The sequence below is a fragment of the Streptomyces cacaoi genome (assembly GCF_006539165.1).
Lineage (GTDB): Bacteria > Actinomycetota > Actinomycetes > Streptomycetales > Streptomycetaceae > Streptomyces > Streptomyces cacaoi.
In genome coordinates this window covers 25,799-37,599 of sequence record NZ_BJMM01000033.1, presented here as the reverse complement: position 1 = coordinate 37,599, position 11,801 = coordinate 25,799, and the positions used below count along the sequence as shown (strand labels likewise).

The following is an 11,801-nucleotide window of genomic DNA, read 5'->3' as shown; positions in this document are numbered from 1 at the left end:
CGGCGTGCTCACGGCCGCCGCCCGGCCCGGGCGTCCAGCGCGGCGATGTCGTCCTTGAGCCACTGCGGGGCGAACCACAGCGCCGCATACACCCGCGCATGCGCCTCACACGCCTCCAGCACCTTGCCCGGCCCGGAGTTCCCCTGCGCGTAGGCGACGGCCATGGCGTCACCGACGTACCGCTCGCAGTCGACGCACCAGCCGTACCCGACGGGCGGCCCCTCCGCTGCGCCGTCCCCGGACATGCTGCCGTCCATCACCGCTCCCCGAGCCCCGCGATCCGCGCGGCGAGCGCGTCCCGCTGACGGTCCGTGCGTGCCGACGCGGCCTCGTAGGCGGCGCGTTCGTCCGCCGTGGCCGGCCGCAGACGGTGGTCGGCCGCGGTCCACACGAAGCCGGTGGGCGACAGCAGCCGCGAGCCGCTCCCGTCCTCGAAGACGTGCACCAGCCGCCCCGTCCACGGTGTTTCGCCGAGGACGGCGGTCCCCTCGTCCACCAGATGGGCACCCAGGGGGTACCTCGGGGGCGTGGTGGCCGGGCCTTCGCGTCCTTCGCTGTGGGATGCCTGTCCCATGTCTGCACTCCTTCGGCTCGCCAGGGCCGTGAACCTAGGAGCTTCGGAAGGAGCGAGGTGGGACAGGATGTCCCCCTGCCCCGGGCCGTCCCCGTCTCAGGCCCCGCCCACTCCCACCGCCGTCGCCAGTTCCCCGGCTTCCGTGCGGAGGGCGCGGGGTGCTCTGCGCCAGAGTTCGGCTGTGGCCGTGCGGGCCGAGGGGGTGTAGGCCACCGTTTCCGCGCCGATGCGGTGGGCGCGCTGCATCACGTGCAGGGCTGCTGTCGCGTCGCCGCGCTGGAGGTGGCCGCGGGCGACCTCGACCCACAGTCGGGACCGGCGCTCGGTGGAGGGCATCGTGTCGGGGTCGAGGTCGTCCGCCAGGGACAGGGCCTTGCCGGAGCTGCGCAGGTCCGTGGCCACGGAGACGGCGTGGAAGTCGACGTTGGCGCGGCCGAAGACGGTGCTGGGATGGACGTAGCCGGACGGCAGGGACTTCGCGACCTGGTCGCCCGCGTCCCAGAAGCGCCACGCGTCGCCCTCGCGCCCCTCGCGCGCGCACGTCACCGCCGCGTGCAGCTGGAGCGCACCGTAGACGCCCCGCCAGTGCTCGGGGCCCGCCTCCAGATGGGGGCGCAGCAGGTCCGCCGCCTCGGTGACCGTGCGCAGGGCCTCTTCCGGATACGAGGTCTCGCGCAGGATGTTGCCCATGTTCCACGCCGCTGCCGCGACGGCCGCCGGATCGTCCGCCTGCTGCGCCGCCGTGAGCGCACGATCGGCCACCACCCAGGCGAGTTCGGCCGGTGCCACATAGGCCGTGGCCTGCCCGGTGAGGCGATAGGTGGCGGAGAGCGCGACCAGGGCGGCGCGGCGCTCCGCGCCGTCGCAGGTACGGGAGGCGGTCTCGGCCTGCCGGATGAGGTCGGGCAGCAGGGCGCCGACCTCGGTCCGGTTGCGCCCGGAGGTGTGCCACAGCCTCCAGGTCTGATCGACCCTGCCCCGGAGGACGTCGACGTCCGGCGCCGCGTCCGCAGCTTCCGGGGTGAGCCTGCGGTCCATCACCGCCGCCCAGATCTCGGGCATGGCCGGGTGGTTCAGGCGCCCCAGCGGGACGGGCTGGTCCACCGCGTCGGCTCCGGTGAGCGAGGACAGGTCGGGTACCCGGAGGGCGGCGGCCAGGCGCAGGAGGAGGGTGTACGAGTTCAGCGGCCGTTCGCCGTTCTCGATCTTCTTGAGCCAGTCGGGGCCGCGCCCGCACAACCCGGCGAGCACCGGACGGCTCATGCCCCGCGCCTCCCGGAGGAGACGGATGCGCTCGCCCACGTTCATGTCGGTCTGCTCAGGCATGCCGGCCTCCTCGTCCCGACGCTGACACTCGACAACGGTACGCCGTCCGGGCGGGGCGAGCGATGTTCCGGTGGCGGCTGCCGTGCACCGGGGCGTACGACGAACGCCCGTGCAGGGGCAGGCCGTTGGCCGTGGCCGGTGCCGTCCGGGCCACGGTCAGCTCCGTGCCGTCGACTGTGGCGGCCCCGAGCAGGAGCAGCCGGCGGTGGTCACCGGCACGTGCCCGTGCCGCTACAGCCGCCCGTCCCGCCGCTGTCGCCACAGCAGCCAGGCCAGATACAGGCCGCCGGTGACGCCGGTGACGACGCCCACCGGGACGATGCCGGGGAGGCGCTGGGCCGTCCAGTCGCAGGCCGCGACGAGGAGGGCGCCCATCCAGCCGGCCGGGAGGAGGTTCGGCCCGGTGGAGCGGGTGACGCGGCGGGCGAGTTGGGGCGCCGCCAGGGCGACGAAGGGAATGGGGCCGGCGGCGGCGACGGACATCGCCGTCAGGCCCGTGCCGGCGGCCAGCAGGGCGATGCGGGTGCGCTCGGGGGAGACGCCGAGCGCGGCGGCGGCGTCGTCGCCCATCTCCAGCAGGGCCAGCCGGCGGGCGCAGGCCAGCACGGCCGGCAGCAGCGCGAGCAGGCCGACGGCGGCGACGGCCGCGTCGCTCCAGCCGCGTCCGCCGAGGCTGCCGACCATCCAGGTGGCCGCCTGCGCGGCCTTGCCCAGGTCGGCCCGGACGAACAGGAAGCTCGTGCAGGAGCCGAGCACGGCCGAGGCGCCGATGCCGATGAGGACGAGCCGGTAGCCGTGTGCGCCGCCGCGCCGCGCCAGCAGATAGACGACGAGGGCCGTGCAGAAGCCGCCGCCGACGGCGCCCGCCGCGGTCTGCACCGGACCGGTGTCCAGGAGGATCAGCGCGACCAGCGCCCCCGCCGAGGCGCCGTTGCCGAAGCCGATGATGTCGGGGCTGCCCAGCGGGTTGCGGGACAGCGATTGGAAGACGGCCCCCGCCACGCCCATGCCGAAGCCGACGAGCAGCGCGTCCAGGGCGCGCGGCAGCCGCAGGTCCATGACGACGAAGTCGGCGCCGGGCGGGCCGCTGCCGGCCAGGGTGCGCACCACCTCCAGCGGAGACAGGGACAGTTCGCCGGAGCCGATCGCGGCCACCGCGGCGCAGCCGCCCGCCAGGGCCAGGACGAGCGCGGCCAGCAGCGCACGCCGCTCGAAGCGCAGCGACAGCGCGCCGCCCCGGCTGCGCAGATGGCCGCGGCCCAGCTCCAGCAGGGGAGCGTCGGCGGGCGTCCGGGAGGTGCGGGCCGGGCGGGTACTCACAGCTTGGCCACCTTCCGGCGCCGGACGAGGTGCATGAACAGCAGTCCGCCGAGAAAGGCGGTGATGATGCCCACCTGGATCTCCGAGGACGGGATGAGGACCCGTCCCACGACGTCGGAGACCAGCAGCAGGACGGGCGCGTACAGGGCGCAGTAGGGGAAGAGCCAGCGGGCGTCCGGGCCGCAGAAGGCGCGGACGGCGTGCGGCACCATCAGCCCGACGAAGCCGATGGGGCCGCACAGCGCGGTCGCGCTGCCGCACAGCAGCGTGACGGCGACGACGGACAGCACCCGGGTGCGGCCCGGCGCGGCCCCCAGCGCACGGGCCGCGTCGTCGCCGAGGGCCATCGCGTTGAGCGGCCGGGCGAGCGCGAAGGCCAGCACGACGCCGGCCACGAGCAGCGGCAGGGCCTGCCACAGCAGGGATCCGGGACGGCCGGCGAGGCTGCCCACGTCCCAGTTGCGCATCCGGTCCAGGGCGTCCAGATCGAGCAGTTGGAGCCCGTTGACGTAGCCGGAGAGCGCCGCGCTGACGGCGGTGCCGGCCAGCGCGAGCCGGACGGGTGTGGCGGAGCGGCTGCCGCCGAGCGCGTTGACGAGGACGGCGGCGACGGCGGCGCCGGCCAGCGCGAACCACAGATAGCCGCCGAAGCTGGTCACCCCGAGCAGGCTGATCGCGGTGGCGACGGCGGCCGAGGCACCGGCGTTGACGCCCAGCAGCCCGGGGTCGGCGAGCGGGTTGCGGGTGAGGGTCTGGAGGACCGCGCCGGCCAGGCCGAGCGCGGCCCCGGCGGCGACGCCCAGGAACGTCCTGGGCAGCCGCAGATCGTGCACGATCGTCTCGTTCTTGCCGGTGGCGCCGTGCACCAGGCCGTCCCAGACCTGGCCGAGCGGGATGTGCTCGGCGCCCGCCGAGACGCTCAACAGGGCGGCGCCGGCGAGCAGGACGAGCCCGAGGAGCAGTCCGGCGCCGCGCCCGGCGGTGCCGCGTGCACGGCCACGGGAGCCGCCGGGCGCGGGCGCCGGGGCGCGGGCGGGTACGGGCGCGTCGGCGGACGGGGAGGGTCTGCCGGGCAGCGAGAGGCTCACGCCGGCCCCTCCTGCGCCGGCCCCTCCTGCGCCGGACCGTCCCCGCGGCCGGCCGCGCCGTCGGACCCGGTACCGGTCCCGGCCGCCTGCGCGCGCAGCCGCAGGCAGTCCTCGTAGCGGGGGAGCGCGCCGGCCGTGCGGGCCTGTTCCAGGGTGGGTGCGGCCTCGTCCTTGGCGGACAGGACGGGGGTGAGGCCGTCGGGCCAGGCGATGCCGAGGGCCGGGTCGAGGGGGTGGATGCCGTGTTCCCGGCCCGGGGCGTAGCCGGTGGAGCACAGATAGACGACGGTGGCGTCGTCGGTGAGGGCGAGGAACGCGTGGCCGAGGCCCTCCGAGAGGTACACCGCCCGTCCCGTGCCGGCGCCCAGCTCGACGGCCTCCCAGCGGCCGAACGTCGGGGAGCCGACCCGGATGTCGACGACGACGTCCAGGACGGCGCCGCCCACGCACGTCACATATTTGGCCTGGCCGGGCGGCACCTCGCTGTAGTGGATGCCGCGCAGGGCGCCGCGGCGCGACACCGAGCAGTTGGCCTGGGCGAGGGCCGGGCGCTGCCCGGTCGCCGCGGTGAACTCGTCGGCGCGGAACCACTCGTGGAACGCGCCGCGGTCGTCCCGGTGCACGGGCGGGGTGCGCAGCCAGGCACCTTCGATGGTCAGTGCGTGCATCGGGTGTGCTCCCCTGTGGACGGGTGGCCGGCGAGCGCCCCGGCCGGACGCGGGGCCTCCGGGACGACGAAGGGCAGGGCCTCGGCCAGCGCCGCGCGCCAGTCGCGCGGGGGCGGTTGCCCGGGCGGGGTGTCGCGCCGCCCGTGGGCGAGGACGCTCCAGGCGGGGCGAGGCGCCGGGCGGTTCAGCGCGGCGCTGTCGAGGGGGCGGACCCGGCCGGGGTCGGCGCCGCACAGCCGGAAGACCTCGCGGGCCAGCCCGTACCAGGTGGTGCGCCCCGCCGAGGTGCTGTGGAAGACACCGGAGGCCGGCGTCGGCGCACGGCCGAGGGCCAGCAGATGCCGGGCGACGTCCCGGGTCCAGGTGGGCTGCCCGTGCTGGTCGTCGACGACGGAGACGGTGCCGCCGCCGGGCGCCAGGGCGCGGTCGGCCATGGTGCGGACGAAGTTGCGCCCGTGCCGCCCGTACAGCCAGGCGGTGCGGACGACCGCGCCGGACGTGGGCAGTTCGGCCAGTACCGCGCGTTCGCCGGCGAGCTTGGTGCGGCCGTAGGCGGTGCGCGGCCCGGGCGGCGCGTCCTCCGGGTAGGGGGCCGGGCCGCCCGGTCCCGGCTCGCCGGAGAAGACGTAGTCCGTGGACAGATGGAGCAGGCGTGCGCCGGACGCGGCGCAGGCGCGGGCCAGCAGCCGGGTGCCGTCGGCGTTGATCCGGGCGGCGGCGGCCTCGTCGCGCTCCGCGCCGTCGACGTCCGTCCAGGCGGCGCAGTTGACGACGACGGCGGGGCGGGCGCGGCGCAGGGCGCAGCGGACCGCCCGCTCGTCGGTGAGGTCGAGGTCGGCGCGGGCCAGCGGCAGGGCGGCGATCCCGGCCTCGGTGAGCGTGGTGTGCAGCTCGCGGCCGAGCATGCCGCCGGCGCCGGTGACGAGCCAGCGGGTCACGCGTCCCACCACCCGGGGTTGTCGCGGTACCAGGCGACGGTGGCGGCGAGGCCCTCGGCGAAGTCGTGCCGGGGCGTGTAGCCCAGCTCGTCGCGGATGCGGCTCCAGTCGACGGAGTAGCGCAGGTCGTGTCCCTTGCGGTCGGTGACGTACTCGACGCGGTCCCAGCCGGCGCCGCAGATCTCCAGCAGCCGTGCCGTCAGTTCGCGGTTGCTGAGTTCGGTGCCGCCGCCGATGTTGTAGATCCGCCCGGCGCGGCCCCCCTCCAGCACGAGCCGCAGCGCCCGGCAGTGGTCGTCGACGTGCAGCCAGTCCCGGACGTTGCTGCCGTCCCCGTACAGCGGCACCGTGCCGCCCGCGAGCAGCCGGGTGGCGAACAGCGGGATGACCTTCTCGGGGTGCTGGCGCGGGCCGTAGTTGTTGGAGCAGCGGGTGACGCACACGTCGAGCCCGTGGGTGCGGTGGTAGGCGAGGGCGAGCAGGTCGGAGCCCGCCTTGCTGGCCGAGTAGGGGGAGTTGGGCGCCGGCGGTGACTCCTCGGTCCAGGAGCCGGTGGCGAGGGAGCCGTACACCTCGTCGGTGGAGACGTGCACGAAGCGGCCGACGCGGTGCCGGGCGGCGGCCTCCAGGAGGGTCTGGGTGCCGAGCACGTTGGTGGAGACGAACTCGGCGCCGCCGGCGATGGAGCGGTCGACGTGGGACTCGGCGGCGAAGTGCACCACGGCGTCGTGCCGGCGCAGCAGCGCGTCGACGAGCGGTGCGTCGCGGATGTCGCCGTGCACCACGTCCAGGCAGGCCCCCTCGCCGAGGCCGGCCAGGTTGCGGGCGTTGCCCGCGTAGGTGAAGGCGTCCAGCACCGTGACGGTGTGGTGCGGTCCGTCGTCGGGGGGAGCGCCGGTGCCGAGCAGGGTCCGGACGAAGTGGGAGCCGATGAACCCGGCCCCGCCGGTGACGAGAATGCGCATGGGGTCCGTTCAGGTCGTGATGTGGACGCGGCTGTGGTCGCCGAGGACGAGCCGGTGGGCGCGCGGGGCCCGCGGGGCGCCCGTGACGTGCACGGTGCGGCCGATCAGCGAGCCCTCGATGCGCCCGGCCCGGTCGATGCGGGAGCCGCCGAGGACGATGGAGAACTCCACCTCGCTGCCCTCGATCACACAGTTCTCGGCGACGGAGGTGGACGGGCCGATGCAGGAGTCGCGTACGACACTGCCCGCGCCGATGACGGCGGGGCCGACGATGCGGGAGCGCACCACCTGGGCGCCGCTCTCCACCCGTACGCGGCCGATCAGTTCGCTGTCGGCGTCGACGTCGCCCTCGACGGCGCCGTCGAGCGTCTCCAGTACCGACCTGTTCACCTCCAGCATGTCCAGGACGTTACCGGTGTCCTTCCAGTAGCCGGTGATGGTGGTGGCCTGCACGGTCAGCCGCCGGTCGAGGAGCCACTGGAGGGCGTCGGTGATCTCCAGTTCGCCCCGGTCGGAGGGCTCGATGGCCCGGACCGCCTCGTGCACGGCCGGGGTGAACAGATAGACGCCGACGAGCGCGAGGTCGCTGCGCGGCGCCGCGGGCTTCTCCTGGAGGCCGCGCACGCCGCCGTCCGGGCCGAGTTCGGCCACGCCGAACATCCTCGGGTCGGGCACCTTCGTCAGCAGGATGCGGGCGTCGGGCCGGTGCGCGCGGAAGTCGGCGACCAGTTCCGTGATGCCGCCGACGATGAAGTTGTCGCCGAGGTACATCACGAAGTCGTCGTCGCCGAGCCAGTCGCGGGCGATCAGCACGGCGTGTGCGAGGCCGAGCGGCCGCTCCTGGCGCAGATAGGTGACGCGGGCGCCGAAGCGGGAGCCGTCGCCGACGGCGGCGCGGATCTCCTCGGCGGTGTCCCCGACGACGATGCCGATCTCGTCCACCCCGGCCGCCACCAGGGACTCCAGCCCGTAGAAGAGCACGGGTTTGTTGGCGACGGGCACCAGCTGTTTCGCCGCGGTGTGGGTGATGGGCCGCAGCCGGGAGCCGGTGCCTCCGGCCAGTACGAGTGCCTTCATGCGGGGTCCCCCTGTCGGAGCGTGCGGCCGGTGGCGGGCCGGCCGGCCGTGGGTGCGGCGAGCGCGGCCGGTGTGCCGGTGCCGGGGTCGGCCGGCGGTGCGGGACGGTCCGGCTGCTGCTGGTGGTGCCAGAGCCGGGCGTAGGCGCCGTCGGCGGCGAGGAGTTCGTCGTGGGTGCCCTGCTCGGCGATCCGGCCGTCGTCGAGGACGACGATGCGGTCGGCGCGGGCCGCGGTGGCCAGCCGGTGGGCGACGAGCACGGTGGTGCGCCGGCCGGGCGCGCCCGCCGTCGCCTCGGCGAGGGCGCGTTCGGCGGCCGGGTCGAGCGCGGAGGTGGCCTCGTCGAGCAGCAGCAGGCCGGGGTCGGTCAGATGGGCGCGGGCGAGGGCGAGCAGCTGGCGTTCGCCGGCGGAGAAGTTCCGGCCGCGCTCGTGCACCTGCTGGCGGAAGCCGTACGGCTGGGCGGCGACGAGCGGCAGGGCGCCGGTGGCCCGGGCTGCGGCCTCGACCTCGGCGTCGGTGGCGTCGGGGCGGCCGTAGCGGATGTTGTCGGCGAGGTCGCCGGTGAACAGGTGGGCCTCCTGCGGGACGTAGCCGATGCGGCGGCGGTAGTACGGGCCCGGCACCCGGCGCAGATCGGTCCCGTCGACCAGGACCTGTCCCGAGGTCGCGTCGTGGAAGCGGGTGAGGAGCTTGACGACGGTGGACTTGCCGGCGCCGGTGCGGCCCACCAGCGCCACGGTGCTGCCCGGCTCGATGCGCAGGCTGACGCCGTCGAGCGAGGGCCGGTCGGCGCCGGGGTAGCGGTGGCAGGCGTCGCGCAGCTCGACGGCGCCGGTGAGCCGGGCGGGCAGGGCCGCGGGGGTGTCCGGGTCGGGCACCGAGCTGGGCAGCCGGAGCAGTTCGACGGTGCGGCGCATGCCGACGGACGCCTGCTGGTAGCTGTCGAACGCGAGGGAGAGCTGCTGGACGGGGGAGAAGAGCAGCCCGAGGTAGAGCACGAACGCCACGAGGACCCCCGCGTCCAGCCGCCCGTCGGCCACCCGGAAGGCACCGGCCAGCAGGACCAGCGCCTTGCCCAGCTCGGCGCACAGGTTGATGCAGGGGAAGTAGACCGAGGCGTAGCGCTGGGCACGCAGCCGGGCCGCGCGGTAGGAGTCGGACAGCTTGTCGAAGTCGGCGGCCGTGCTCTCCTCCCGGTTGCCGGACTGGGCGACGCGCAGCCCCGAGACGTTCTCCTGGAGCGAGGAGTTGACCTCGCCGATGCGGCGGCGCGCGTCCGCGTAGGCGGCGGAGGACAGCCGCCAGAACACCACGCTGGCGGCGGCGACGAGCGGCAGCGGCGCCAGCGCGACGAGGGCCAGCGGCAGATCGACGGCGAGCATCGTGACGGCCACGCCGGCGACGGTGGCCAGCGCGGCCACCGAGGTGAGCAGGTGCGACTGGAGGAAGGCCGACATCGCCTCGATGTCGTTGACCATCCGCGTCATGATCCGGCCGCCGCGCTCGCGCTCGTAGAAGTCCATGCCGAGCCGCTGGAGCTGGGCGAAGGCCCGCACCCGCAGCCCGTACAGCACGCGTTCGCCGGCCCGCCGGGTCACCCGCGTCTGGAGGGTGAGCACGCACCAGCCGGCGAGGACGACGGCGAGCGCGGTCAGCGCCGCGGTGTACAGCGCCCCGGCGTCCCCGGCGGCGACGCCCGCGTCCAGGCCGTGCCGGACGAACAGCGGCAGCGAGACGGTGCCCGCGGTGTCCAGGACGACGAGGAGCAGCCCCACCAGCAGGGCCGCGCGCACCGGGCGCAGCAGCGTGGGGAAGCCGATGCGGGCGCGTGGGGCGCGCAGTTCGCGCTCGTCGAGCCGTGGATCCTCGGCGGGCTCCCCTTCCGCCTCGGCGGGCGCCGGGGCCTCGGCGGGCTGTGGCCACAGCTTCGGGGTGACGCCGGTGGCGACGGCGGCGTCGGGTCGGGTGGTGGTGCGCTCGTCGACGGAGCCGCCGGGGCCCGCGGTCAGTTCGCGGAACAGCGCGCAGCGGCCGGTGAGTTCGGCCCGGGTGCCGATGTCGACGACGCGGCCGCCGTCCAGCACGGCGATCCGGTCGGCCAGTTCCAGGGTGGAGCGGCGGTGGGCGATGAGCAGGGTGGTGGTGGAGCGGGTGATCTCGCCGAGCGTGGTGTGCAGCTCGGCCTCGGTGTGCGCGTCGACGGCGGAGGTGGCGTCGTCCAGGACGAGGACCCGGGGCCGGTTGAGCAGCGTCCGGGCGAGGGCGATGCGCTGGCGCTGCCCGCCGGAGAGGGTCAGCCCGCGCTCGCCGACCTCGGTGGCGTAGCCGTCGGCCAGGCCCGTCACGAACGTGTGCGCCCCGGCTGCCCGGGCGGCGGCTTCGACCTCGGCGTCGGTGGCCCGCGGGCGGCCGTGCGCGATGTTGTCGCGGATGCTGCCGGAGAACAGGAAGGGTTCCTCGAAGACGACGCCGACGGTGTCCCGCAGCGAGGCCAGGGTCGCCTCCCGCACGTCCACGGCGTCGTCCGGCGGTCCGACCAGCACGCTGCCGGCCTGCACGTCGTAGAAGCGGGGGAGCAGCAGCGAGACGGTGGACTTGCCGGAGCCGGGCGGGCCGACGAGGGCGAGGGTCTCGCCGGGGCGCACCTCGAAGGACAGGCCGTCCAGCACGGGGTCGCTGGGCGCGTAGCCGAACCGCACGTCGCGGAAGGCGAGACCGGCCGGGCCCTCGGGCACGGGCCGTGCGCCGGGCGCCTCGGTGATCCGCGGCCGGGCGTCGATGAATTCGTAGACCCGCTCGGCGGAGGCGCGGCCCTGCTGCGCCGTGACGACGAAGTTGGCGAACAGCCGGGCGGGCCCGGCGAGCAGCGCGAGATAGGCGGCGAACGCGAGGAAGGTGCCCACGTCGACGCTGCCGCGCAGCGCGAGCCAGCCGCCGAAGGCCAGCACCCCGACCTGGCCGAGCGCCGGGAGCGCCGCCATGGAGGAGGTGGCCAGTGCCTGGAGCCGGATGACGCGCAGCCGCCGGCCGAACAGCCGCCGGGCGGCCGAGGCGAGTCGGTCGGTCTCGCGCTCCTCCTGCCCGAAGCCCTTCACGACGCGGACGCCGGTGATGTTCTCCTCGACGCGTTCGGCGATGCGTGCGGCCTCGGCCTGCGCGTCCCGGGTGGCCGGTACGAGGCGTTCGCGGCTGCGCGCGGTGAGCCGGGCGAGCGCGGGGACGACGGTGAGCGCGACGAGGGTCAGCAGCGGCGAGAGCCACAGCATGGCGAGCACGGCGACGGCGAACTGGGCGACGACGCCCATCGGGATGGGCAGCATTCCCAGCATGATCTGCACCTGTTGCAGATCGCTGTTGGCCCGGGAGACGACCTGGCCGGTGCGCAGCGTGTCCTGTTTCGCGCCGTCGAACTGCTGGAGCGCGCCGAACACCCGGGTGCGGAGCCGGTGTTGCACGGCGAGGGCGAGCTTTCCGGCGACGAAGCGGCGGGTGAACTCGGCGCCGAACTGCACGACGGCGAGCGCGGTGAGCGCGGCGACGAGCAGATGGATGCGGTCGGTGCGGCCGTCGACGGCGTCGTTGACCCCGAGGCGGGCGACGAGCGGGCCGACGGCCTCAAGTCCCGTGCCGCACACGGAGCTGAGCACGACGGCGAGGGTCAGTCGCCGGTGCCGGAGGCAGGCGGCGCCGAGGCGGCGGAACCAGGCGGTGGGTGTTGGTGATCCCTGAGGCACATGATTAGCTTAGGCTTACCTAAGTAGCGGTCACCCCATGGGTCGTGTGACCTCCACCACACCGCGGACGGCGGGGCGGTGGCGGCCACGGCGCGGGCCGGCCGTGCC

General features: G+C 75.4%; 10 protein-coding genes. All 10 read right to left on the bottom strand.

Annotation, left to right across the window (positions count from 1 at the left end):
* Positions 1 to 8 precede the first annotated feature (8 nt).
* The 10 genes from SCA03_RS25205 to SCA03_RS25160 all read right to left on the bottom strand — a co-directional run bounded on the left by SCA03_RS25205 (position 9) and on the right by SCA03_RS25160 (position 11,693).
* Positions 9 to 257, bottom strand: a complete 249-nt coding sequence (locus SCA03_RS25205; RefSeq protein ID WP_086816491.1) for a hypothetical protein — start codon at positions 255 to 257, stop codon at positions 9 to 11.
* Complete coding sequence (locus SCA03_RS25200) at positions 257 to 574, bottom strand: hypothetical protein (protein ID WP_141275671.1); 318 nt, start codon at positions 572 to 574, stop codon at positions 257 to 259. Before SCA03_RS25200 ends, SCA03_RS25205 begins: the two co-directional genes overlap by 1 nt.
* 96 nt (positions 575 to 670) lie before the next feature.
* On the bottom strand, positions 671 to 1,900 hold the full coding sequence (locus SCA03_RS25195; protein WP_086816496.1) for a helix-turn-helix domain-containing protein: 1,230 nt from the start codon (positions 1,898 to 1,900) through the stop codon (positions 671 to 673).
* A 231-nt stretch (positions 1,901 to 2,131) separates the two neighbouring features.
* On the bottom strand, positions 2,132 to 3,220 hold the full coding sequence (locus SCA03_RS25190) for a FecCD family ABC transporter permease (protein WP_086816498.1): 1,089 nt from the start codon (positions 3,218 to 3,220) through the stop codon (positions 2,132 to 2,134).
* Positions 3,217 to 4,308, bottom strand: a complete 1,092-nt coding sequence (locus SCA03_RS25185; RefSeq protein ID WP_371863983.1) for a FecCD family ABC transporter permease — start codon at positions 4,306 to 4,308, stop codon at positions 3,217 to 3,219. The genes SCA03_RS25190 and SCA03_RS25185 overlap by 4 nt, the downstream gene beginning before the upstream one ends.
* Positions 4,305 to 4,976: a dTDP-4-dehydrorhamnose 3,5-epimerase family protein gene (locus SCA03_RS25180; RefSeq protein WP_078873798.1), complete on the bottom strand. Its 672-nt coding sequence runs from the start codon at positions 4,974 to 4,976 to the stop codon at positions 4,305 to 4,307. The genes SCA03_RS25185 and SCA03_RS25180 overlap by 4 nt, the downstream gene beginning before the upstream one ends.
* Positions 4,964 to 5,914, bottom strand: coding sequence for a dTDP-4-dehydrorhamnose reductase (gene rfbD, locus SCA03_RS25175; RefSeq protein WP_086816500.1), 951 nt, complete (start codon positions 5,912 to 5,914; stop codon positions 4,964 to 4,966). Before rfbD ends, SCA03_RS25180 begins: the two co-directional genes overlap by 13 nt.
* Positions 5,911 to 6,879, bottom strand: a complete 969-nt coding sequence (rfbB, locus tag SCA03_RS25170) for a dTDP-glucose 4,6-dehydratase (protein ID WP_030886689.1) — start codon at positions 6,877 to 6,879, stop codon at positions 5,911 to 5,913. Before rfbB ends, rfbD begins: the two co-directional genes overlap by 4 nt.
* 9 nt (positions 6,880 to 6,888) lie before the next feature.
* Complete coding sequence (locus SCA03_RS25165; RefSeq protein WP_030886686.1) at positions 6,889 to 7,956, bottom strand: glucose-1-phosphate thymidylyltransferase; 1,068 nt, start codon at positions 7,954 to 7,956, stop codon at positions 6,889 to 6,891.
* Positions 7,953 to 11,693 carry an ABC transporter ATP-binding protein gene (locus SCA03_RS25160; protein ID WP_158102318.1) on the bottom strand — a complete coding sequence of 1,247 codons (3,741 nt, stop codon included), beginning with the start codon at positions 11,691 to 11,693 and terminating at the stop codon, positions 7,953 to 7,955. Before SCA03_RS25160 ends, SCA03_RS25165 begins: the two co-directional genes overlap by 4 nt.
* Between the last annotated feature and the right edge of the window lie 108 nt (positions 11,694 to 11,801).